We start from the raw sequence: 23,205 nt of genomic DNA, 5'->3' as shown, positions 1-23,205 counted from the left end.
TCGCTACTGCGATGTGAGCACTCTCGACTCCAGCGCGGTCACCGGTGGTTGCCGCAAGTCCAAGCGCCTCAACAACTGGGCATTCGCGGCAACGACCACAGTGGATACCGACATCAGGATTGCTCCGACCTCCATCGGCAGCACGAACCCGACGGGCGCCAGTACTCCCGCAGCGAGGGGAACCGAGATCGCGTTGTATCCCGCTGCCCACCAAAGGTTCTGAACCATCTTCCGGTAGGTGGCGCGGGAGAGCTCGATGACCGAGCTCACCGAACGCGGATCATCGCTGGCCAGAACAACTCCCGCCGACGCGATCGCCACGTCGGTTCCGGCACCGATCGCGATGCCCACATCCGCCTGGGCGAGTGCCGGCGCATCGTTGACCCCGTCACCGACCATCGCCACGCGGTGGCCCGCAGCCTGAAGCCGAGATACCTGCGCTCCCTTGTCCTGCGGAAGCACTTCGGCGAAAACTTCGTCGATCCCGAGCCTGCGAGCCACCGAATGGGCCACGGCCTCCGCGTCTCCGGTGACCATGGCCACCCGCACACCGCGAGCATGGAGGGCGTCGACGGCCAATGCTGATTCCGGGCGAATCTCGTCGGCCAATGCCAATGCGCCGATTACCTTCTCGTCACGCACTACATGCAGGACGGTCGACCCGTCACTGAGCCACTCTTCGGTCCCCGGGATTGCGGTGGCCCCGACCGATCGCAGCATCCCCGGTCCGCCGACACCGACGCGTGCACCGGCGACGTCCGCAGCAACCCCGATCCCGTTGTGCGCCTGAAAGTCGGAACCCGAAGTGAATTCGAGCGACAACTCCTGCGCCGCCGCGACGACGGCGCGCCCGAGTGGATGTTCGCTGTCGAACTCGACGGCAGCCGCTGCGCTGAGAACGTCGTCATCGGAATACCCGTCGACACCGCGTACACCGACCACTGCGGGCTCCCCCTTGGTGAGAGTGCCGGTCTTGTCGAAGAGAACGGTGTCTACGTTACGCATCGCCTCGAGGGCCATGCGGTCGGTGATCAAGATCCCAGCCCGAGCCGCCCGTTCCGTCGCGATCGAGACGACCAGTGGAATCGCCAACCCGAGCGCGTGCGGGCAGGCGATCACCAGAACGGTGATCGTCCGGGTGACTGCGCTCTCCGGGGTGCCCCAGATACTCCAGGCGATCGCGGTCAGCACTGCCGCGCCCAGTGCGTACCAGAACAGCAGAGCAGCGGCCTTGTCCGCCAACACCTGCGCGCGACTCGACGAGTTCTGGGCTTGTTCGACCAGGCGCCGGATTCCGGCGAGCGCGGTGTCTTCTCCCACGGCGGTGACTCGAAGCCGAAGTGCCGAGTCGGTGGCTACCGTGCCGGCCACCACCTGATCTCCGACAGTCCGGCGGACGGTCTTCGACTCGCCCGTGATCATGGATTCGTCCATGTCGGCGCTTCCCTCGACCACCGTTCCGTCCGAGGGAACACGGGCGCCGGGACGAACTATCACCAGGTCGCCGGTCGCCAGAGCTGCGGTGGGCACGGTTTCCACCGATTCCCCCACCACCCGTTCTGCCTCGTCGGGCAGCAAAGCGGCAAGTGAATCCAAGGCGCTCGATGTCTGACTGAGCGAACGCATCTCGATCCAGTGGCCCAACAACATGATCACGATCAGAAGCGCGAGCTCCCACCAGAAATCGAGAGTGTGATCCACCCAGTGCAGACTCGCAGACCATGACGCGAAGAAGGCCACGGTGATCGCGAGCGCGATCAACAGCATCATTCCCGGCTGCCGAGAACGGATTTCGGCAACAGCGCCGGCGAGGAACGGCTTGCCACCCCAGAAGTACATCACCGTGCCGAGTACCGGTGAGATCCATTCCACCAGAGAGTTTTCCGGCAGTGTGTACCCGACCAGATCAGCGAACATCGCGTCTGCCGCAACGACCGGAACCGCGATGACCAGCATGACTGCAAACAACGTCCGGAACTGTGCGACGTGATCCCCGTGACCACCGTGTGCCCCATGCTCCATCTGGCCATGGTCCATCTGACTGTGATCCATGTGGCGGTCATCCCCTCGCGTGTGATTGCAGCACAGCACCGGTCAAGCCATCAGCCTCGAACGTATGCCCAGGTAGCCACCCGAGCAAGGTCACGCGGCCAAGGCCTCCTGTTCAACTCCCCTTCAACATCGCTTCCATCTGAGTGACTTCCGCCTGCTGACCGGCAATGATCGCTTCTGCCATCTTCTCCGCCGACGGGTCGAGCCCGTTGTCGAGTTCGGTCTGGGACATGGTGATGGCACCCTTGTGGTGCTCGATCATCATCGTCAGCCACAACTTGTCGAACTCCGCGCCACTGGCATCGGTGAGGGCGGTCATGTCGTCGGCCGACATCATTCCCGGCATCTCGGCCATCCCGACGCCGTGTCCCGCGTGCGCCGACTCATCCATGCCCTCCATCGAACTCGACGAAGGCTCGGGGCGTCCCCACTCCGTCAACAATTCGGTCATCTGAGCCATCTCCGGGCCTTGCGCTGCCTCTATCTGCGCTGCAAGAGAGAGAAGTTCGGCATTGTCGGTTCGACCGTCGACCATTCTGGCCATGTCCAATGCCTGCGCGTGATGCGGGTACATCCCTTCGAGAAACTCGATGTCGGCAGCATTGACACCCGAAGGAATCTCCGACTGTGCTGCAAAACTGGTTGTTTCGGAAGAATGGTTGATGCTCTCCCCGGAGTTGTCCGAGCATCCGGCAATCAACAGTGCTGCCGCTGCCACAACCGGAACGAACCGCGCGGCGCTCTTCCTGACCGTCAAAGACATGTTTTCACTCCCGAGAATTGATTCTGTCCGATATGCACTGCACCACAATTGATTTGACAAGAGTGCTGCACATGCACAGTTGCCACGTTACCGGCGAAAATCCACCGCGAAGCCCGATAACCGGCTCGAACAGGCTTCCTTCATCGAATCTTCACAGTCGAGTGGAAACCACCACGCGCCAGCAATGCAGACACGCAGTCGACTAACCTCGGTCTGATGAGCGCCGAACTACGACCTGGCGAGGAACCGGGGCGCGTTCTTGTCGTCGACGACGAGACTGCCCTCGCCAAGGTTGTCGCCAACTATCTGACACGCGAAGGATTCACCGTGCGCCTCGCCCACGACGGGCCGAGCGCAGTACGTTCGGTGCGCGAATTCGAGCCCGCGCTGATAGTGCTCGATCTAATGCTCCCGGGCTTCGACGGCATGGAAGTCTGCCGACGAATCCGTACCTTCTCCGATGCGTACATCCTGATGCTGTCCGCCCGCGGTGACGAGTCGGACAAGGTGACGGGTCTGGCGGCCGGCGCAGACGACTACGTGGTCAAACCCTTCGGCCCCCGCGAACTGGTTGCGCGAGTGAAAGCACTGCTCAGACGGCCACGCGCGTCGAGTTTGCTGCCAAAAGTGCTGCCGACGCCTCCCGGTCTCGACATCGACGTCCTGGCCCGCACGGTCCGTGTCGACAACACCCTGGTCGATCTCACTCCCACCGAGTTCGCGTTGCTCTCCGCGCTTGCATCCCGACCCGACGCTGCCTGGAGTCGGGCCGAGATCATCGCCTCGGTGTGGGGCTCGTCCTGGTACGGGGACCAGCACATCGTCGACGTCCATGTGCGTGCATTACGCCGCAAACTCGGCGACGACGCGACCGATCCTCGGTTCATCAGAACCGTCAGGGGCGTCGGATACTCCCTGAGGTCGTCATGAACGCGGTCGTCATGAGCGGGGTCGTCATGAGCGGGGTCGTCATGAAGAAACTCGGGCTACGCGGAAAACTGCTGCTCGCACAGCTTGTCGTCCTGTTCGTTTCCTGCCTCGCCATCGCCGCCGTTGCCATTGCCGTGGCTGCCCCACTCTTTCACAACCACCTCATGATGGCCGGCATCGAAGACTCGAATGTCCGTACCCACACCGAAGAGGCATTCGCTCAGACCATGACCATTGCACTGTTGTGCGGGATCGCGGTCGCACTGGTGGGCGCAAGCATCGCCGCGGTCTACATCGTCCGACGCATCACGGCCCCGATCTCAACGCTGGCGGAGGCGGCTCAAAGCGTCGCAGACGGGAACTTCGACGTGACAATCGGCAGGTCCGACGTAGATGCCGATTTCACGCGTCTCGAAACTGCCTTTGCCGACATGGCGGCACGCCTTGATCATTCGGATCGGGTCCGCAAACGCCTGCTTGCCGATCTTGCCCACGAATTACGCACTCCGGTATCGACTTTGGCTGCGTACGTGGACGGCATCGAGGATGGCGTCCTCCCCACGGACAACTCTTCATGGTCGGTCATGCGCGATCAACTCGAAAGACTGCGTCGGCTCTCTTGCGATCTGGCGGACGTCTCCGCGGCCGACGAACACGCTCTCGAACTCGATCGCCGAGACGAGAAGATCGACGACATCGTTTGCAGCGCAACGGCAGCAGCGGCGCCACGTTTCGCCGATCGTGGAGTCGAATTGACGACCGCGCTACCTCCGCAACCGATCACGGCCGAGGTCGATCGCCAACGAATCGAACAGATCCTCGCCAATCTGCTCGAAAACGCGTTGCGGCACACTCCGAGCGGAGGTTCGGTGACGGTGACACTCGCACGGGAAGGTGACCACCTCTCGGTGTCCGTCACCGACACCGGTGACGGAATTCCCGCAGACCAACTCGAATCAGTCTTCGACCGTTTCCATCGCGGTGATCGATCCGACGGTTCCGGTTTGGGGCTCACGATTGCGCGCAGCCTCGCGCTCGCACACGGCGGCGATCTGTCGGCGCTCCGAAACGAGCAACCTCTCGGCAGCACGCTGATCCTCACCTTGCCGACAGGTTTCAGGCTGCCGCTTTGAACGGATCGTGCTCGGCGATCAGCTTCTCGAGTCGAGCCTCGTCCACTCGAACCCTGACAGTGGATGCCTCCTGCTGATCACGAATCACCTTGGCCAACGTGAACGTACTGGTGACCAAGAACAGCAAGGACATTCCGAGAAATCCGCGTTGCCACGCATCGATCGGAAGATACGCAATTCCGAGGAGGGTGCCGACAAAACTGACGGCAAAGGCTATTCCGGCCTGAAGATAGAAGGCTGCAGTGGTCTTCGAGGGTGTTGTCGGTGTGCTCATGCTTCGAAGTCTGCTCGCCCATCCCGGCACTCGGATGCGTAGTCCTACTCGAGCGCGCACGGTACTTCCCCGGCAAAAATCAGATGCCGTCACCCATCCTGGTGGATAGTCTCGGTCCCGTATCCGGAGTTGTTCCAGAACAGTCAGACGGCAGGAGTGATCGATGACCCGCAGACATATAGCCATGGTGAGCATTCCGGCACCGGGCCACGTCAATCCGAGCCTGGCGATCATCGCGCGTCTCGTCGCCGCCGGTCACCGCGTCACCTATGCCAACGACGAGTCGATGCGTGAGATCATCGAGGCGACCGGGGCCGAATTCGCACCGTACGTCTCCACGCTGCCCAGCCTCGTCCCTTCTCCCGACGGCGCCGAATCCGAGAAGAGCTGGGACGGGGATCTGATCGATCAGTTGACGATTTTCCAGGACGATTACGAGTCGATGCTGCCGCAGCTACGCCGAATCTACGAAGACGATCGCCCTGACCTCTTTCTCTACGACATCGCCGGCATTCCGGCACGAATACTGGCTCAGCAGTGGGGCGTTCCCATCATCCAGTTGTCGCCGACGTACGTTGCCTGGGACGGTTACGAAGCCGACGCCGCACCGATGTACGACGAAATTCGTTCCGATCCGAGAGGCGTCGACCTGCTCGATCGGGAGACCCGGTTCTTCCGCGCCGAAGGCGTCGAGGTCGATCCACGTGAGTTCACCGGACGCCCACCCCGTGCAATCGTGCTGATCGCAGAATCGATGCAGCCCAACGCCGAACGCGTGAACCGCGACGTCTACACGTTCGTCGGCCCCGCACTCGAACCGAGCAGTCAACCTTGGGTGAACCCGGATCCCGAACGCAAGCTCTTGTTGATCTCGCTGGGTTCAGCATTCACCGATCATCCGGATTTCTACCGCACCTGCGTCGAGGCTTTCGGCCAGATGGACGGCTGGCACGTCGTCCTCCAGATCGGAAAGCAGGTGCAGATCTCAGATCTCGGACCATTGCCCGACAACGTCGAAATACACCGTTGGGTACCGCAGTTCGCGATTCTGCAGCAGGCCGACGCGTTCGTGACCCACGCGGGTATGGGCGGATCCAGCGAGGGACTGGTGACCGGGACACCCATGATCGCAGTGCCGCAAGCCGTCGATCAGTTCGGCAACGCCGACTCGCTCGTCGACGCCGGTGTCGCAGTACGCGTCGACAGCGCTACCGTCACGGCAGTAGAGCTTCGTGAGGCGCTGACTCTGGTGAGCGCCAACGAGTTCCGCCGGCGCAGCGCGGAGTTGGCAGAAGAACTCGCAGCGGCGGGCGGTGTGTCCCGTGCCGTCGAATTGATCGAAGCCGCTCTACCCGGCAGCGGGCCCAGATAATGTCTGCTACCAGTGCCAGGCGTCGCCGCCCACGTTCTTGATGGTTCGCTGCAGCACAGTGATGGTGGTGACAAACTCCTCTTCGGTGATTCCCTGCATCCGCTCTTCCTGCAGCATCTGCTGTACCCGCGCGGCGCGATCGAACTGCTCGGAGCCCGCATCAGTCGGGCGAAGGACAGACCCGTCTTCGCGCGCCCACCCCAGTTCGAGGGCAGAGTCGACGGCGTCATCGATCACGTCGGTGGATTCGTTCGGACCGATCGTCCGCAAGAGGACAGCGCGCTCCACTCCTTCAGGGTGCAGCGAAAGTTGGTGCAGGACCCACCACCCCGGCTGGGTGACGCCGATCGCTTCGAGTGCTCCGCGCGTGCGCGTGCGAATCGCTTCACCGGCTCGCGCGGTCCAGAATCCGATCGGCTGGTTGGCCGGTGGCTGCATCGCTTGTTTGTTCATGCACACGACGATAAAACCTCAACGGAAGTTCAGGTCAACCACCAGCGAGGTGAAGTTCTACATATGTTGCGTGATTGCTCGGCCGATAATGCGGGCGGCGTCGGGGAACTCACCCGGGTTCGGTCCGGCGTAGTTGAGCCGCAAGAACTTTCCAGTCGGTTCTGCCGGGAACCAATCGTCACCGGCCCCGACGATGACGCCGGCCGACCGGCAGTCCTGCACCACGCGTTCGACGTTCGTGGTGTCCGGGAGCCGAAGCCAGAGGTTGAGTCCGCCTTTCGGTACGGCGTCGAGGTGAGCGTCCGGCGCGTACTCGCGCAGACTCGACACGAGGAGGTCGCGTCTGGCCTCGAGTTGGTGACGAAGCCTGCGCAAGTGCGTTCGCCAGGCCGGTTGGGTCACGACGTCGAGCGCTACCGCTTGCAGCATCCCGCTGACATACATCGAATCTGCCTGTGTATCAGCCAGAATCCGCTCGTACGCCGGACCCCGAGCGATCAATCCGGCAACTCGCACCGATGGGGACACGCTCTTGGTCAGCGCACGAAGGTAGACGACGTGACCGCTGTCGTCTCGTGCAGCGATGGGGCTGGGATCTGCGGTGATTCCGAAGTCGAGCGCCGAACTGTCCTCGATGAGGAATGCGCCGTGCCGACGGACGGTGTCGAGAACCTTGTCAGCCAACGACGGCGACCACAGCGCTCCGGTCGGACTCGCGAAGCTCGGTTGTGCGTAGAACGCACGGGCACCGGTCTGTTCGAATGCACGCGAAAGCTCTTCAGGATCAGGACCGTTGGCGCCGCTGGAAATCGGAATGACCGTGACTCCAGCCTGTGCGGCGGCCAGGATCGCTCCCCAGTAGGTCGGCGATTCCATGAGCAACGGACGTCCCTCCCCCACCAACGCGCGAAAGGACGTCGCAAGCCCACCCTGACTGCCGGGAAGTACAACCACGTCGTTCGGCCCCGGCGGAGTGATCCCGGCAGGAGTGGCGGAACCCAATTCGGAGGCAAACCAGGACTGCAGTTCCGGAAGCCCGGCAGCGAGGGGCCGATTGAACACGGCGTCGGTTCGCGTCGCCCTGGTGAAGGCTGCACGAACCAGACCTTCCGGCAACAGCTCTCGGGCCGGATAGCCGGAATGCAGCGCGATCACGTCGTTGGAGGTGGACTGCAGCGCCATGGGCAACTGCAGACGATAGTTCGGCGATCCGAGCGCCGCTGTCTGCCACCCGTAGTCGTTGGGTCGCACGACGCGCGCCGCGCGCACGAAGGTCCCCACACCGGGACGAGCCTCCACAACCCCCTGAGATACCAGTGTTCGCAGCGCCTTCTGCACGGTGACCGGACTCGCCCCGTGCAGGCTGACGAGCGACCGAGTGGACGGAAGCTTCGCGCCTGGAGGAGCCGTCGCGATCCACTCACGCAAGGCTGCGACAATCCTCGAACTGCTATCATTGGACATGTCGAATCATAGTAGCGCTACTCTTCTTTCGCCGCTAGCGCTATCGCGAATCAATGTCCGTTTCCAGACCGAACCCTGAGGCGCCCTTCTCATCTGAAACACAACTCACCCACCCGAACCGGAGAGGTACGTAACCGCGTGAACACACCCATCGATCAGGCCCGCAAGCTCGAGAATGTCAGGTACGACATCAGAGGGCGAATTCTCGACAAGACCGAAGAACTCGAGGATCAGGGACACACGATCCTGCGACTCAACGTCGGCAATCCGGCCCCCTTCGGGTTCGAAGCTCCGGACGAAATCATGATGGCCATGATCCGCAATCTCCCTACCGCGCAGGGATATTGCGATTCTCGCGGACTGTATTCGGCGCGCACTGCGGTGGTCCAGTACTACCAGACGCGGGGTATCACCGACGTCACCGTCGACGAGATCTATCTCGGAAACGGTGTGTCCGAACTGATCACCCTGACGATGCAGGCCCTCTGCAATCCAGAGGACGAGATCCTGATTCCCGCTCCCGACTATCCCTTGTGGACGGCTTCGGTTTCACTTGCCGGCGGCACGCCCGTCCACTACCTCACCGATGAAAGCCAAGGCTGGGCACCGGACTTCGACGATCTGGAAGCTCGGATCACGCCGCGCACCCGAGGGATTGTCGTCATCAATCCCAACAATCCGACGGGCGCCGTCTACTCGACGGAGGTGCTGCAACGCTTCGTGGATCTAGCGCGCAAACACGATCTGATGCTCTTCGCCGACGAGATCTACGAAAAGATCGTCTACGACGGCCGATCCATGACAAACCTTGCGACGATGACCGGGCGAGACGTTCTGTGTCTGACGTATTCGGGACTGTCCAAGGCCTACCGCGTGTGCGGATTCCGAGCCGGATGGCTGGCCATCACCGGACCACTCGAGCGGGCGTCGAGCTTCATCGAAGGCATCAAATTGCTGGCCAACATGCGAATGTGTGCCAACGTGCCGGCGCAGCACGCTATCCAGACTGCACTCGGCGGACGCCAGTCCATCGAGGACCTGTTGCTCCCACAAGGTCGGCTGACGGCCCAGCGCGATCTCGCACACACCACGCTCAACAGCATCGACGGGATCAGTTGCCAACAGGCCGACGGGGCGCTGTACCTGTTCCCCAAGCTCGACGTCGACAAGTTCGGCATCGTCGACGACGAGAGGTTCGTTCTCGATCTACTGGAATCGGAGAAGATTCTTGTCAGCCACGGTCGCGCGTTCAATTGGATCGAACCCGATCACTTCCGGTTGGTGACTCTCCCCAACACCGACGATCTCTCGACGGCACTCGAGCGACTCGGCAACTTCCTCAGTTCCTACAGCCAGTAGCCCTGGGTACCGGGCCCACATACGACTGAACGCCGACCGGATTTCCGGTCGGCGTTCAGTGGTGAAAATCAGCAGGCGATCAGGCAGTGACGATCGCGTCGAGGGCCGAGTAGAACAAGCCCAATCCGTCGTCACTGGGACCGGTGAGAGCCTCGGTGGCGTGCTCGGGGTGCGGCATCAAACCGACGACCCGGCCGTTGGCCGAGGAGATGCCGGCGATACGACGCTGCGAGCCGTTGGGGTTCTCCTCCGAGTAACGGAAGACGACGCGGCCTTCGCCCTCGAGTTCGTCGAGAACCTTCTCGGACGCCTGGAAGCGACCTTCACCCGACTTGAGGGGGATGAGGATCTGCGCGCCGGCCTCGTATCGCGAGGACCACGCCGTGTTGTTGGCTTCGACCGTCAACCACTCGTCGCGGCAGATGAAGTGCAGACCCTGGTTACGGGTCAGGGCACCGGGCAGCAAACCTGCTTCGCAGAGGATCTGGAAACCGTTGCAGATGCCCAGGACCGGCATGCCGCCCTTGGCTGCTTCCACGACCTTGCCCATCGCGGGAGCAAAACGTGCGATCGCGCCGCAACGAAGGTAATCGCCGTACGAGAATCCGCCGGGCACGATGACCGCGTCGACACCCTTGAGGTCTGCATCGCCGTGCCAGAGTTCGACAGCTTCACCGCCGGCCAGGTTCACTGCCCGCGCCGCGTCGATGTCGTCGAGCGTGCCGGGGAAAGTGATTACTCCGATACGTGCGCTCATGCCTCGACTCGCCTGACGGTCCAATCCTCGATCACCGTGTTGGCCAGCAGGCCTTCGGCGATCTTCTCGAGTTCGGCGTCTTCGACACTGCCGTCGATCTCCAACTCGAACCGCTTGCCCTGACGGACATCGGATACTCCTGCAAAGCCCAGGCGAGACAGTGCCCCGACAATTGCCTGTCCCTGGGGGTCGAGAATCTCGGCCTTGGGCATGACTTCGACGACGACACGGGCCACGTGCTGCTCCTCGGTACTAGTGCGCGAACCCGGAGTGAAACGCTCGGGTGATGGCCAGTTTACCGGGCGGACCCGAGATGGTTCGCATCGAGTGATCGGGGCGTGACGGCCACCACCTGTGAAACCCGCCTGCGAGTCCCTTCGGGGCGGCGCATACTCGAAATCATGCGACTGACACATTTTGGCCATTCCTGTGTGCTCGTGGAGTTGAACGGCTCGAAGATCCTCTTCGATCCCGGCAACTTCTCGCACGGATTCGAAGGCATCACCGGCCTCGACGCCATCCTCGTGACACATCAACACCCCGATCACGCCGACCCGGCGCGGCTGCCCGAACTGGCCGAAGCGAATCCCGACGCCGTGCTCTACAGCGATCCGCAGACGGCTGAAAAGCTCGGTGGGCGCTGGACCGGCGTCCGGCCGGGCGACCGGTTCAGCATCGGCGACGTCGAGGTGACCGGAACGGGCGGAGAGCACGCAATCATCCATCCGGACCTACCGATGATCGACAACACCGCGTTCCTCCTCGGTGACGCCACCAACCCGGCACGGTTCATGCATCCCGGCGATTCCCTCTACGTCCCCGAACAGAAGGTCGACGTTCTCGCCCTCCCCGCCGCCGCACCGTGGCTCAAGATCTCGGAGGCCATCGACTACCTCCGCGCGGTGGCGCCGCGCGTTGCGGTTCCCATTCATCAAGCGATCATCCGCGACGAGGCCGCAGGCATCTTCTACGGTCGCTACTCGGAAATGGCTGCCGACGGCACCGAGTTCCGAGTTCTCGACGAGGAGTCGAGCGTCGAAGTCGCCTGATTCGGTTCTCACGCACTCACATCGACGATGATCCAGCCGGTGCTCGTGCCACCGGCTGCGTCGGTGAGTGTGTAGAGAATCCTGTCGGTGCCTGCCTTCGTTCCGGCTTCGAACACCACTTCGCCGTTTTCGAGCTTCACGGTGCCACCGAGAAGTGACGTCGCCCCGACGCCGGTCACTTTGATCGAATCTCCGTTGCTGTCATGATCATTCGCGACGGCGTCGACGGTGACTGTGCCGCCTGAGCGGACCCGCGCGGTGTCGAGTGCGGCGTACGGTGGGATCGGGCTTGCCGTGTACCGACCGACGTCGTCGAGTCGAGCCGAGGCAACCTCCGCCGCATCGACGATGGCAGCGAATTCGGTGCCGTCGAAGCGCGAGAGGTCGTTACCGTTCATGATGGTCGATCCCTCGGCGCCGCCGCCGTGGTAGTCGTCGGCATAGAAGTTGTGGCCCAACTCGTGGCGGAGAACGCGGCTGAAGTTGCCGTCGGACTCGGCACCGACATGCGCGTAGCTGTGGTCGAGTTCGAACTTCGAGTAGTAGGCATTTCCGCCACCGGATGCGCACACGACGGTCGCCTGATCGACACTCGACCCGACCTGATCGGACCACAGATCTTCTAACTGCTCGAGATTTTCACAACTGCTCGAGTACGGATCGCCGGCGGAATCTGCCCGCAGGACAACTCGACCGAGGACCGGCCGAATCCCGACGTCTCTGATCCAGATGGCAGCGGTGCGGGCCATTGATTCCTCGGCCCGATCCAGAGCGACGGCGGCACTGCCTGCGCCGTGCGCGGAGTACCACTCGCCACTGAGGTCCAGTCCGACCACGAACTGCTTGACCGTCTTGCCGACCCTTGCGGCCGAGGCCGGCGCAATGGCCGCGGTGGGCCACTTGGGTTTTGCGTCGATCGGCGCCGTGCTGCGACCGACCACCTCGGATCCGACGAACTCTATCGAAACACCACGATCGAAAATCACCTGCCCGCGCAGTGTTCCGGCGGAGTCGACGATGGCCGAGACGATTGCGTCCGGACGCCCTTCCACGCTGCCGATGTACGAACGGGGCGCCGGGATCACCGCGTCGGTCAGCTCTCCGTCGCTGTCTTGCACAGCCATCGAGAACTCGGATCCCCGCAGGTTCATCTTGTGAAGGCGCAGTGTGAGTTGCTCACCTTCATCGTCGACGGTTGCGGTGCGGACGCCATCGCTCGATCCGCTCGATCCGCTCGACCCGCCGTCGACACTGCCCGTCGGCAGCGTGTGAACCGCGCCGGTCGGAGCGGCAGACGCGAGCGCCGGAACGAACGCAGCACAGACGACTGCGCCCACAGCCACGGCGACAAGACCCTCGGCCGACTTGGAGAACACTCTCGTGCGCATGGCGAGATCCCGATCCCATCTACTAGCGGCAGATTAACTGCACGCACTCTAGCAGTGGGAGAGCTGGCTGACCCAGCGCTCTAATTAATCGTCCGTTTTATGCGATTTTGACCCACTCTGCACTACTACCAGCAAGGAAGTGGAGAAACGCGAAGAGTCTGCCCGCTCGGACAACCCGGACAGACGACATAGTCTCGTAGCTATCAAATAGTTGCCAACTGCCGAATTCAGGCAGCGCCGAGCTCCTGAGACGGGGAGTTCCACCGATACACCTGCGAGTCGGCTTCGTGGAAGAGGGCAAGGTCGACGGCGTCGAGGACGGCCTGACGTGGGCCCTCGTTTCCCAACTGCTTGGCCGTGATCGACAATCTGACCAGTCCCCCACGTTTGGCGGCACGCCCGGCGCCGAGAACCAATGCGCGACACCACCACGGCTCGGCCTTGAAGCCTTCGCCGATCCCGAAAACCCTTCCCCGTTGCAAGGTTCCGCGGGTCAGATCATGTACTGCCCCGAGGCCTGCCATCGTGCGAAAGCCCGTCTCCGGCAACACCGACATGGCACCGGGCGATGCCACCCAGCGCGGCGGTGCGAACACCCGGGTCCGAAGGCCTGCATGCTCGAGAACGCGGTCCGCAGCGAGTAGTCGCAGTTTCGCTTCGTGCTTCGACAGAGTGGCGAACTCGGCTCGGCGACGCTTGGTCGCGGCCTGGTCGTAGCCGTGCAGAACGATGGCATCGCCGTGCTCGCGACGCTCACGCAGCCAAGCCGTCGTCACCGCGTCGTCGGCCAGTCGGTATTTGTCCTTCAGTCGCGGCGCCACCAGGAGCGACAAGCGGACACCTCGAGTGTCCATCTCGTCTGCGAATCCGGCAGCGAGATAACATGTCTCGTCTCTGATTCCGGATACCGACACGATCAGTTCTGCGGACATACTCCGATAGTGGCAGCTGTGGGTGAACAGCACACTGCCGCCGGATGATCATCCGGCGGCAGTTTTCAGCGCACCTACTGGTTCTTGGAAACCTCTAGTTCTTGGGAAGCGCAGCTTCGATCGCGGCGACAACCTCGGGTGCGTCAGGCTCGGTCCGCGGACGGAAGCGGTTGACGACGGTGCCGTCCGGTCCGATCAGGAACTTCTCGAAGTTCCACTGAATGTCTCCCGCAGCGCCTTCGGCGTCGGCCGCCTTGGTGAGCTCGGCGTACAGCGGATGCTGGTTTTCGCCGTTCACCTCGATCTTCTCGAGAAGCGGGAACGTGACGCCGTAGGTAGTGGAGCAGAACGTCTCGATCTCTTCGGCGGTACCCGGTTCCTGCCCCATGAACTGGTTGCACGGGATACCGATCACGGTCAGACCGCGATCGGCGTACTCGCTGGCCAGCTTCTCGAGCGCCGAGTACTGCGGGGTCAGTCCACACTTGGACGCGACGTTGACCACGAGGACGGCGCGGCCGTCGTATTCACCCAAAGAGGTGGGCACGCCACCGAGGGTGTTGATCGCGATGTTCTGTACTGGAGTTGTCATAGGCTCCAACTTAGCGACTCTCTCGCGCACTGCTCCTTCGCGCACTGCTAATTCGACGCTCCGAGAATGCGATCGAGGTCGTCCAGAACGGTGAGGCCGCCGAGCGGTCCGACGCCGGTGATCCAGTAGGACATGTCCACCAGATGCGGGTTCGGGAAGAATCCGGCGTTGTCGGCCACGGCCTTCGGCATCGTGCCGGCATCGGCCGGTTTCGCGGAGGTGACCAGGATGAGGTCGGCGTTGGCTCCGGAGACGAATTCCGGGGAGAGGTCGACGGAGATCGAGTTCTCCCAGTCGCGTGCGGGAATCGTGAGTCCAGCACATTCGAGAGTGCTTCCGGCAAACGACGTGGGTCCGTACAGCGTCAGAACGTCGTCGCGTGGGCGGATCAGCTGAGCGGTCTTGCCCTCGGTGCTGTGCTTGCTCGCCACTTCCTCGCAGCGTGCCGTGTAGTCACCGAGCAGTTCACCTGCCTGATCGGTCTTGTTCAACGCCTCTGCGACGAACTGGACGTTGTCCTGCCACGGATCGGTCTGAGTTGCCATGTAGACGGTCGGTGCGATGGCAGCGAGCTGCTCGTACATATCACCGTGCCGCGATTCCGTTCCGATGATCAGGTCCGGGCTCAGTGCGACGATCTTCTCGAGGTTCGGTGCCGCGACGGTTCCGACCATCTCGATCTCCGCCGCTTTCTCACCGAGGTACGCCGGAACGCCGGTCGTCTCGCTGAGTACCGCGGTGCCCACGGGAATCACGCCGAGCGCTACCGACGTGTCGAGCTGAACCGGCTCGAGCACGACAACTCGCTGCGGATCCGTCGGTACGTCGGTAGTTCCGCGGGCGTGGGTGACCGCGTGCACGGTGTCGGCAGACTGACTGCCGGAATCGGTCTTGTCGTCACTGCCACACGCCGTTGTCGTTGCCACGATGGCGGCGAGGACAAAACCACCCAGCACGTACTTCGCCCGCGAGTTACTGCGTTTCATTCCCAACACTCCTGTTACCGACTGCTTTCGACCGTCACAGCCACGCGCATTCACCACGGCTGAGCAAAGGATTCACCATCCAATAGTCTGGTGAGCCTAACCTACGAGACTGGAGCCTCATCATGTCTTCCCTCCCCTGCCACAGCGACGGTGTCCTGGGGAAGGCATCTATGCAGTGCTTTCCGGAATTTGTCGCCAATCCGCAAACCAGTCGACGCCCTCACGCCTGTACACGGCAGTCGTCGACCGCCGGCGAACCTATGGTCGGTCGCGCCGGAATGACACATCTGTGGGTATTGATCGAGCACCCCGGCCCCTGGCCGGCGTCCGCCCCTGACGACATTCTCCCCGTCGCGCTCACCGAAAAAATCTACGCAGCGCAGGGCCGTATCCGTGTCGTGGTGATCCGGCGGACCCGCAACCGCCGAGTCCTCACCCCGACGTGCGTACTCGCCTGGACGGACGGCACACGCCAATGGATGCGGGAAGGGTCGGTCGACCGATACGAGGACCTGTCGGTACTGCCGTTCGAATCGATGGCCACCGGAGCGGAACCCGACTTCGGCCGCTCCCGCACGGAACCGCTCTTCGCAGTCTGCACACATGGAAAGAAGGATGCGTGCTGCGCGGAACTCGGCCGCCCGGTCGTGGCGGCGCTGAACGCGGCACAGATCGCAGATGTGTGGGAATGCAGTCACATCGGCGGAGATCGTTTCGCGGCCAACATGATTGCGTGGCCCGCCGCAGTCTATTTCAGCCGACTGGACGGCAACTCCGCAATCGATGCAGCCGAAAAATACCAAGCCGGAGAATTGGAGCTGCTGCACCTGCGCGGCCGGGCGGCACTGTCACAGGCCGCTCAGGCCGCCGAACACGCAGTCCGACGCGCCACCGACATCGTCGCCACGGACGCACTCGAGAGCATCAGCGAGAGTATGGACGGAGAACACACGACTGTCGATCTTCGGTTGGAGGGGAGAGACTTTCGCGTCGTCGTTCGCTCCGGTCCTCCAGGGCTGCCGTTCCGACATGATTGTGGTGCCGGAGGGACCGTCGAATGGAGCGGATGGACCGTCGAGCACGTTCGCGAGCAACCCCACTGACCACTCGATTTCGACAAGAGTGCCCGGCAGGCCATCGAACCGAGATTTGCGCTGACTGACAACACTTCGAATCAGGTCGCGATGAAGGATCGACGCCCCTGGTGTTTACAGCTTGCATTCTTCCCATGACCACCGCACTGACGCCGAATGCCGTACCCCGGTCTGCTGATCCGATCAAAAGTGAGGTCGACTACGAAACACTGGCAGAGAAATTCCGTCCGATCTTCGCGGACATCGCACAAGGCGTCGTCGAACGCGAACGCGATCACGTACTTCCCTTCCAACAGATCGACGCACTCAAGAATGCAGGCTTCGGCGCCGTTCGGGTGCCGACAACACACGGTGGATCGGGTGCGAGCATCCCGCAATTGATCCGCTTACTAGTCGAGCTGTCGAGCGCCGATTCCAATATCACCCAGGCCCTGCGCGGACATTTCGCGTTTGTCGAAGACCGACTGGTCGCCGACCCCGGCCCGGAGCGTGACATCTGGCTCCGACGCTTCGCGGAGGGACAGTTGGTCGGCAACGCATGGACCGAAATCGGCGACGTTGCATTGGGCGAAGCCAATACCAAGGTCTCGCCCGCACCCGATGCCGACCATTTCCTGGCGAACGGGGCAAAGTTCTACAGCACGGGTTCCATCTTCGCCGACTGGATCGACCTGTACTCGCAGCGCACCGACACCGGCGCATTCGTGATCGCGGCGGTCGAGGCGAGACAACCCGGTGTCACACACAGTGACGATTGGAACGGGTTCGGTCAGCAGACGACTGGCTCCGGTTCGTCCGTCTACGAGGACGCAATTGTACAGCCGGAGAACATCTTCGACTTCTCGACACGATTCAAATACCAGACCGCGTTCTACCAATTGTTCCACCTCGCCACTCTCGCCGGCATCGCCAAGGCTGCTACGATCGAGATCTCTCGTCGAGTTGCCTCTCGTACTCGAACCTTCAGTCACGGCAACGCTCCGAGATACGCGCAGGATTCGCAGATCCAGCAAGTTGTCGGCGAGGTGTCCTCTGCTGCCTTTGCAGCCGAGGCCGTTGCACTGCACGCAGCACAGTCGTCCCAATGGGCTTACGAAGCCGCATTCTCCGGCTCGCCGGAGGAAGAGAAGGCCGCCAACATCGCAGCCGAAATCGATTCGGGGCGAGGGCAAGTCGCCTCGATCGGACTCGTCGTGCCGGCCACGGCCAAGATCTTCGACGCACTCGGTGCTTCCGGAGTCAGCCGCGACCTCGATCTCGATCGATTCTGGCGCAACGCCCGCACCGTCGCCAGCCACAATCCGGTCGTCTTCAAATCCAAAGTTGTCGGCGACTACGAAATCAACAGAACCGAACCGATTTACGTGTGGGCCATCGGGACCGCACCGACCGAAAAGGATGAACAGGCATGACCGTGACCAGTGAAACCGAAGTCTTCGTCGGCGTTCCCGACACATCCGAGGGCTGGATCGACCGGGCTCGCGAGGTGAGCAACATCCTTGCCGCCGACGCACTCGCCCGCGACCGAGCCGGCGAACCACCGTTCCGAGAAGTTCAGCTGCTCAAGGACAGTGGTCTTGTGACGCTCCTGGGCCCGGTCGAGTTCGGCGGCGGCGGGCAGCGATGGGAGACCGCCTACAAGGTGGTTCGGGAGATCGCCCGCGCCGACGGCTCCATCGGACAACTGCTCGGATACCACTACCTGTGGGCATGGGCAGCCAGATTGGTCGGAACAGATCCGCAGATCTCCGCTGTCGAGGAGCTGTACACGAGCAACCGATTCTTCTTCGGCGGCGCGGTCAACCCTCGAGACACCGACCTCACCGTCGCGGACCGCGGAGACACCCTGGTGTTCAACGGTGTGAAGTCGTTTTCCACCGGCGGCCGAGTCACCGACCTCACGGTGCTCGAAGGAATCATCGACGGAACTGCGACGCATGTGTTCGCAATCGTGCCGACTGCTCAGGACGGCATAGTCTTCCGCGGTGATTGGGACAATCTCGGGCAGCGCCTCACCGATTCCGGCAGTGTCGAGATCAACGACGTCGAGGTCGACTGGGCAAGTGCGGCAGGCTTTGTCGACAAGGAATTCCAACCTCTGGTCTACAACACCCTGAACTTCCCGGCGATCGAGATCGTGTTCGCCAACTTCTACCTCGGGATCGCTCGTGGCGCACTGGACACTGCCGCCGAGTACACCCGAACCCGTACGCGTCCATGGCCGTACGGCGGTGACAACCGCGAAATCGCAACCGACGAGTGGTACCTCCGTGAGGGCTACGGCGACTTGCAATCCAAGCTGTGGGCAGCGGAGGCCTTCGTGGACCAGGTCAGCCGTGAGGCCGACGCCGTGCTCCACGACGCTCGCGAAAACCTCACCGAGCAGGCTCGCGGCGACCTCGCCGTACGCATTGCGGCCGCAAAACTTCGCGCCGCCGACGTCTCCTTGGAGATCAGCAACAAGATCTTCGAACTGACCGGTGCCCGAGCCACGTCCAACGACGTCGGCCTGGACATCTACTGGCGCAACATCCGGACGCATACCCTTCACGATCCGCTCGCGTACAAGCGCCGTGAAGTCGGTAGTCGTTTTCTGACCGGCGAGATTCCCGAACCGACCTGGTACACCTAGCCACGAACAGAAAAAGACCGTCGCACGGTTGGTGCGGCGGTCTCTTTCATCGTTACGACCAGGATCACTGATCGTAGATCGGGTTCCGCGCCTGCAGCGCAGTCAAACGTTCAGCAGAGCGGACGTTTCTAGTGATGGCTCACGAACGACTGTTTGGTGCCGGTCGGAGCCGTTTCGAGCTTGTGCTGCTCTTCTTCGTCCTCGTCGTCGAGCATCGTGGCTTCGTTGAACGGAATCTTCCCGTCGAGTACCTCGACGACGCGTTCCTTGTCGATCGTCTTGGTCCAGGCGCCGACCAGGAGAGTCGCAACCGCATTGCCCGAGAAGTTGGTGATCGCTCGCGCTTCCGACATGAAGCGGTCGATTCCGACGATGAGTCCGACGCCGTCGAGAAGCTCGGGGCGATGGCTCTGCAGTCCGCCTGCCAGCGTGGCCAGACCGGCGCCGCTGACTCCGGCAGCGCCCTTGGAGGCGATGATCATGAACACCAGCAGCGAGAGCTGTTCACCGAAACCGAGTGGCTGTCCCATGGCGTCGGCGATGAAGATCGAGGCCATCGTCAGGTAGATCGCGGTGCCGTCGAGATTGAACGAGTAGCCCGTGGGAACGACGATGCCCACCGTGGTGCGCTCGACGCCTACGTGCTCCATCTTGGCGATCAGACGCGGCAGTGCCGATTCGGAGGACGACGTGGCGAAGATGAGCAGGTACTCACGGGCCAAGTACTTGACCAGCTTGAAGATGTTGAATCCGGTGACCGCGCGCAGCAGCGTTCCGAGAACACCAAAGACGAAGATCAGGCAGGTCAGGTAGAAGCCGATCATCAGCGTGCCGAGCTGGACGACGGCGTTCAAACCGGTCTGGCCGACGACGCTGGCGATGGCACCGAAAGCACCGATCGGGGCGAGCCAGAGGATCATCGTCAGGATCTTGAACACGAGCTTCTGGATGTATCCGACGGCCTTGAGGATCGGTTCACCCGACTTGCCGAGCGACTGGATCGCGAAGCCGACCAGAAGGGCGACGAACAGAGTCTGCAGCACGCTGCCGGCTGTGAGGGAGGACAGCATCGACGTCGGAATGATGGACGCGATGAAGTCCCAGGTACCGCCCGCGCTGTGGGCCTGATCTGCAAGCTTGGCCACGGAGGCCGCATTGGGCGTGATGTTCAGGCCACTGCCCGGGTTGAGCAGGTTGCCGACGCCCAGGCCGATCGCGAGTGCGATGGTGGACATCCCGATGAAGTAGGCGAGTGCGAGGCCGCCGACCTTGCCGACCTTGGCCGCCGCTCGAACCGAGCCGATGCCGAGCACGATGGTGCAGAAGATGACCGGGCTGATCATCATCTTGATCAGGCTGACGAACAACGTGCCGAGTACACCGACGGACTTACCGAACTCGGGTGCGAGCCAACCGACGAGGATGCCTCCGATGACCGCGACGATGACGCTCATGTAGAGCCAATGCGTCTTGTCGCGCTTTGCCTTGGTGCCCTCGGGCTGTGGGGAACCGTCTACTGTCCCTGTTGCCGTGCTGCTCATGGGGTGTCCTTTGGATCGGATATCTGTGAAGTGATCGGGATCACTTCGAGTCGTGGAGAATTCTTGTTGCAAACAGGTGGGCCCGGAAGTTTGTGTTCATTACGTTCAGGAGGCGCTCGATGGTCGAACGAAAGACCGGCCGACGTATGAGCGTCGCCAGGCAGATCCTGCTCCTGCAATTGGCGTTGTTGGCGCTGGTCATCGGTGTGGGGGCCGCGCTCGCAGTTGTCGACGAACGCCGAGACAGCGACGACGCGATCCGCAGGCAGGTGAGCTCGATAGCGCAGACTCTCGCCCTGTCGGATTCGACGGCGGCAGCCCTGACGAGTCCGGACCCGACCGCGATTCTGCAACCACAGACCGAGAAGATCCGACAGGCAACCGGCGTCGATTTCATCGTGGTGATGGCGCCTGATCGCACTCGGTTCACCCACACGAGCCCGGAGCTGATCGGTCAACTCTTCACCGGGAACATCGACCGCGCACTTGCCGGCGTGACCTTCACAGAGACGTACGCCGGGTCGCTGGGGCCGTCGATCCGCGCAGTCACTCCTGTCTACGATTCCGGCGGAACCTTGGTCGGTCTGGTTTCTGCCGGTGTCACCCGCGAGCAGATCACCAAGCAGTTCGCCCAAAGTGTTCCGGTCATCCTGTTCGTTGCCGGCGGCGGTCTTCTTGCCGCCCTCCTGAGTTCACTTCTGGTGAGTCGGCGTATCCGGCGACAGACCCTGGGGATGGCGCCGGATGAACTGCGCACCATGTACGAACACCACGACGCCGTCCTGCACAGCATCGGTGAGGGTCTGGTGGTGATCGGGCGAGGCCGAAGCAGAGATGCGCGAGTGGATATCGTCAACGACGAAGCGCGTCGCCTCCTCGATCTACCGGACGGGCCCGTGCCACTTTCGTCCATCCCCGAGACCATGCGAGTCGACGACGCCTCTCCCGCGAAGGATCAAGTGCACCTCACCGACAAGCGTGTGCTGGTGGTCAACCAACACCCGGTTGAGTGGGAGGGCAACAGAATTGGCACCGTGCTGACAATTCGCGATCACACCGAATTGCAGAACGTACTCGGGGAATTGGATTCGGTACGCAGTTTTGCCGAGTCGCTTCGATCGCAAGCCCACGAGAGTGAAAATCGTCTGCACACGATCATCACGATGGTCGAGTTGGGCCGGAACGAAGACGCAGTAGCCTTCGCCACCAATGAATTGCGAGTGTCCCAACAGTTGATAGATCGTCTGATGAATGCGGTCCACGAACCGGCGCTCGCCGCACTGCTGCTCGGGAAAATGAGTGAAGCGACCGAACGCGGGGTCGACCTGACCATCACCGAAGACACCGCGCTCGGTCCGGTTCCTTCGCTCAATGCACGCGAGTTGGTCACGCTGGTCGGCAATCTCGTGGACAATGCTATTGACGCATCGCGCGCGAGCGAGTCTCCGTGGGTGGAAGTGACGGTAATGGAAGAGGATTCGATGATGGTTGTTGCCGTCGCCGACAGCGGCCCGGGAATGACACCCGAAGCACTCGAAAAGGCCAAGGGCCGTGGCTACTCCACAAAATCCGGCTCTCGCGGACTCGGTCTCGCACTGGTCTCTCAAGTGGTGAAACGGCACGGCGGCACGCTCACCAGCGAACCGGCGATGGGCTCCATGCTGGTGGTCCGCATCCCGCTGCGCGAGGCGGAAGCGCCGCGATGATCCGTGTACTGATAGTCGACGACGAACCGTTGATCGCGCAGGCACACCGTTCCTACGTCGAGCGAGTGCCGGAATTCGTGGTCCACGGCGTGGTTCATTCCGGGAACGCCGCCGTGCGTGCAGTTACGGCGGCCAACGCCACCGACCAGCCCATCGACCTGGTCCTGCTCGACATCGGGTTGCCCGACGCCAGCGGTCTCGACGTGGCTTCCGCCCTGGGCGGTTTGCGCCCGAGTCCGGACATCATCGCGGTTACCTCGGCGCGCGATCTGGAGGTGGTCCGAAGCGCCGTGGCTCGCGGGATCGTCCTCTATCTTCTCAAGCCGTTCACTTTCGCAGCATTCCGCGACAAGCTCGAGCGCTACCTCGAATATCGTGCAGCGCTTCCCGCTGGAGAGTCTGCGGTCAGTCAACACGACATCGACCGCGCGATGTCCGCGCTACGAACGTCCGACGATCGAGCAGCGGCACCGAAAGGCTTTGCGTCTCAAACACTCGGACTCGTCGCAGCGTCCGTCCGGGATTCTGAGGGACCCGTGACCGCTGCAGAGGTGGCAGCATCGGTCGGCGTGTCCCGGGTGACAGCCTGGCGCTACCTGGAAAAGCTGGCAGACGACGGCATGCTCACCCGGGAGACCGAGTACGGGCGCGCTGGGCGCCCTCAGGTTCGTTACCGCAGAACCTGATTGACACAGAACCTGACAGTCACCGAACCTGATTGACACAGA

Annotated in this window: 22 protein-coding genes; 10 read left to right on the top strand and 12 right to left on the bottom strand. The window is 62.4% G+C overall.

The annotated features are described in order from the left end of the window. Nucleotides 1–3: 3 nt before the first annotated feature. Nucleotides 4–2,052, bottom strand: a complete 2,049-nt coding sequence (locus GN300_RS16115; RefSeq protein ID WP_063314969.1) for a heavy metal translocating P-type ATPase — start codon at nt 2,050–2,052, stop codon at nt 4–6. Nucleotides 2,053–2,164: 112 nt separating this feature from the next. After that, entirely contained in the window at nt 2,165–2,815 is a 651-nt protein-coding gene (locus GN300_RS16110; RefSeq protein WP_063314970.1) for a DUF305 domain-containing protein, read from the bottom strand. Between the two features lie 216 nt (nt 2,816–3,031). On the opposite strand from GN300_RS16110, the gene GN300_RS16105 reads away from it, so the two are divergent. Next, nucleotides 3,032–3,745 carry a response regulator transcription factor gene (locus tag GN300_RS16105; protein WP_063314971.1) on the top strand — a complete coding sequence of 238 codons (714 nt, stop codon included), beginning with the start codon at nt 3,032–3,034 and terminating at the stop codon, nt 3,743–3,745. After that, nucleotides 3,742–4,878, top strand: a complete 1,137-nt coding sequence (locus tag GN300_RS16100) for a cell wall metabolism sensor histidine kinase WalK (RefSeq protein WP_233405656.1) — start codon at nt 3,742–3,744, stop codon at nt 4,876–4,878. The genes GN300_RS16105 and GN300_RS16100 overlap by 4 nt, the downstream gene beginning before the upstream one ends. Here the strand turns inward: GN300_RS16100 and GN300_RS16095 are convergent. Continuing rightward, complete coding sequence (locus GN300_RS16095; protein WP_003945505.1) at nt 4,862–5,152, bottom strand: YiaA/YiaB family inner membrane protein; 291 nt, start codon at nt 5,150–5,152, stop codon at nt 4,862–4,864. The two genes, GN300_RS16100 and GN300_RS16095, sit on opposite strands and share 17 nt — an antisense overlap. A 163-nt stretch (nt 5,153–5,315) precedes the next feature. Between GN300_RS16095 and GN300_RS16090 the strand changes: the two genes are divergently transcribed. Then, nucleotides 5,316–6,524 carry a macrolide family glycosyltransferase gene (locus GN300_RS16090; protein ID WP_063314972.1) on the top strand — a complete coding sequence of 403 codons (1,209 nt, stop codon included), beginning with the start codon at nt 5,316–5,318 and terminating at the stop codon, nt 6,522–6,524. 6 nt (nt 6,525–6,530) lie between these two features. Here the strand turns inward: GN300_RS16090 and GN300_RS16085 are convergent, their stop codons facing one another. Both GN300_RS16085 and GN300_RS16080 read right to left on the bottom strand, forming a co-directional pair. Continuing rightward, complete coding sequence (locus GN300_RS16085) at nt 6,531–6,977, bottom strand: MarR family winged helix-turn-helix transcriptional regulator (protein ID WP_007734451.1); 447 nt, start codon at nt 6,975–6,977, stop codon at nt 6,531–6,533. Nucleotides 6,978–7,034: 57 nt separating this feature from the next. After that, entirely contained in the window at nt 7,035–8,441 is a 1,407-nt protein-coding gene (locus GN300_RS16080; RefSeq protein WP_007734449.1) for a PLP-dependent aminotransferase family protein, read from the bottom strand. A gap of 138 nt (nt 8,442–8,579) precedes the next feature. Between GN300_RS16080 and GN300_RS16075 the strand changes: the two genes are divergently transcribed. Then, on the top strand, nt 8,580–9,800 hold the full coding sequence (locus GN300_RS16075) for a pyridoxal phosphate-dependent aminotransferase (protein WP_003945423.1): 1,221 nt from the start codon (nt 8,580–8,582) through the stop codon (nt 9,798–9,800). A 79-nt stretch (nt 9,801–9,879) separates the two neighbouring features. Here the strand turns inward: GN300_RS16075 and purQ are convergent, their stop codons facing one another. Both purQ and purS read right to left on the bottom strand, forming a co-directional pair. Then, entirely contained in the window at nt 9,880–10,557 is a 678-nt protein-coding gene (purQ, locus tag GN300_RS16070; protein ID WP_003945887.1) for a phosphoribosylformylglycinamidine synthase subunit PurQ, read from the bottom strand. Next, nucleotides 10,554–10,793 (bottom strand): phosphoribosylformylglycinamidine synthase subunit PurS, encoded by a 240-nt coding sequence (purS, locus tag GN300_RS16065; RefSeq protein WP_003945817.1) that lies wholly within the window; start codon nt 10,791–10,793, stop codon nt 10,554–10,556. The genes purQ and purS overlap by 4 nt, the downstream gene beginning before the upstream one ends. 165 nt (nt 10,794–10,958) lie before the next feature. Between purS and GN300_RS16060 the strand changes: the two genes are divergently transcribed. After that, nucleotides 10,959–11,606, top strand: coding sequence for an MBL fold metallo-hydrolase (locus GN300_RS16060; protein ID WP_007734446.1), 648 nt, complete (start codon nt 10,959–10,961; stop codon nt 11,604–11,606). Nucleotides 11,607–11,614: 8 nt separating this feature from the next. Here GN300_RS16060 and GN300_RS16055 read toward each other — a convergent pair whose 3' ends face one another. From GN300_RS16055 to GN300_RS16040, 4 genes are all read right to left on the bottom strand, one after another. Then, nucleotides 11,615–12,994, bottom strand: a complete 1,380-nt coding sequence (locus tag GN300_RS16055) for an Ig-like domain-containing protein (protein WP_039973421.1) — start codon at nt 12,992–12,994, stop codon at nt 11,615–11,617. Between the two features lie 227 nt (nt 12,995–13,221). Continuing rightward, nucleotides 13,222–13,926, bottom strand: coding sequence for a DUF2334 domain-containing protein (locus GN300_RS16050; RefSeq protein WP_007734443.1), 705 nt, complete (start codon nt 13,924–13,926; stop codon nt 13,222–13,224). Between the two features lie 94 nt (nt 13,927–14,020). Beyond that, nucleotides 14,021–14,518, bottom strand: a complete 498-nt coding sequence (locus tag GN300_RS16045; RefSeq protein ID WP_003945816.1) for a glutathione peroxidase — start codon at nt 14,516–14,518, stop codon at nt 14,021–14,023. Nucleotides 14,519–14,565: 47 nt separating this feature from the next. Further along, a complete protein-coding gene (locus tag GN300_RS16040; RefSeq protein WP_054781002.1) occupies nt 14,566–15,504 on the bottom strand; it encodes an ABC transporter substrate-binding protein in 939 nt (312 codons plus the stop codon). Between the two features lie 278 nt (nt 15,505–15,782). On the opposite strand from GN300_RS16040, the gene GN300_RS16035 reads away from it, so the two are divergent. The 3 genes from GN300_RS16035 to GN300_RS16025 all read left to right on the top strand — a co-directional run bounded on the left by GN300_RS16035 (nt 15,783) and on the right by GN300_RS16025 (nt 19,230). Beyond that, entirely contained in the window at nt 15,783–16,607 is an 825-nt protein-coding gene (locus tag GN300_RS16035; protein WP_233405655.1) for a sucrase ferredoxin, read from the top strand. A gap of 125 nt (nt 16,608–16,732) precedes the next feature. Then, nucleotides 16,733–18,010, top strand: a complete 1,278-nt coding sequence (locus tag GN300_RS16030) for an acyl-CoA dehydrogenase family protein (protein ID WP_063314974.1) — start codon at nt 16,733–16,735, stop codon at nt 18,008–18,010. Then, nucleotides 18,007–19,230 carry an acyl-CoA dehydrogenase family protein gene (locus GN300_RS16025; RefSeq protein WP_054188015.1) on the top strand — a complete coding sequence of 408 codons (1,224 nt, stop codon included), beginning with the start codon at nt 18,007–18,009 and terminating at the stop codon, nt 19,228–19,230. The genes GN300_RS16030 and GN300_RS16025 overlap by 4 nt, the downstream gene beginning before the upstream one ends. Before the next feature lie 128 nt (nt 19,231–19,358). Here the strand turns inward: GN300_RS16025 and GN300_RS16020 are convergent, their stop codons facing one another. After that, nucleotides 19,359–20,771, bottom strand: a complete 1,413-nt coding sequence (locus tag GN300_RS16020) for a C4-dicarboxylate transporter DctA (protein ID WP_007734438.1) — start codon at nt 20,769–20,771, stop codon at nt 19,359–19,361. Between the two features lie 119 nt (nt 20,772–20,890). Here GN300_RS16020 and GN300_RS16015 point away from each other — a divergent pair, with 119 nt between their 5' ends. Continuing rightward, nucleotides 20,891–22,477: a sensor histidine kinase gene (locus GN300_RS16015; protein ID WP_063314975.1), complete on the top strand. Its 1,587-nt coding sequence runs from the start codon at nt 20,891–20,893 to the stop codon at nt 22,475–22,477. Continuing rightward, nucleotides 22,474–23,163 carry a response regulator gene (locus tag GN300_RS16010; RefSeq protein ID WP_003945570.1) on the top strand — a complete coding sequence of 230 codons (690 nt, stop codon included), beginning with the start codon at nt 22,474–22,476 and terminating at the stop codon, nt 23,161–23,163. Before GN300_RS16015 ends, GN300_RS16010 begins: the two co-directional genes overlap by 4 nt. The last annotated feature ends 42 nt before the right edge of the window (nt 23,164–23,205 follow it).

Origin of the sequence: Rhodococcus sp. Ni2, from assembly GCF_021352185.1 — a bacterium.
Classification (GTDB): Bacteria; Actinomycetota; Actinomycetes; order Mycobacteriales; family Mycobacteriaceae; genus Rhodococcus_F; species Rhodococcus_F qingshengii.
The sequence above is the reverse complement of the archived record's forward strand: the minus strand, read 5'-3'. Positions and strand labels throughout refer to the sequence as shown.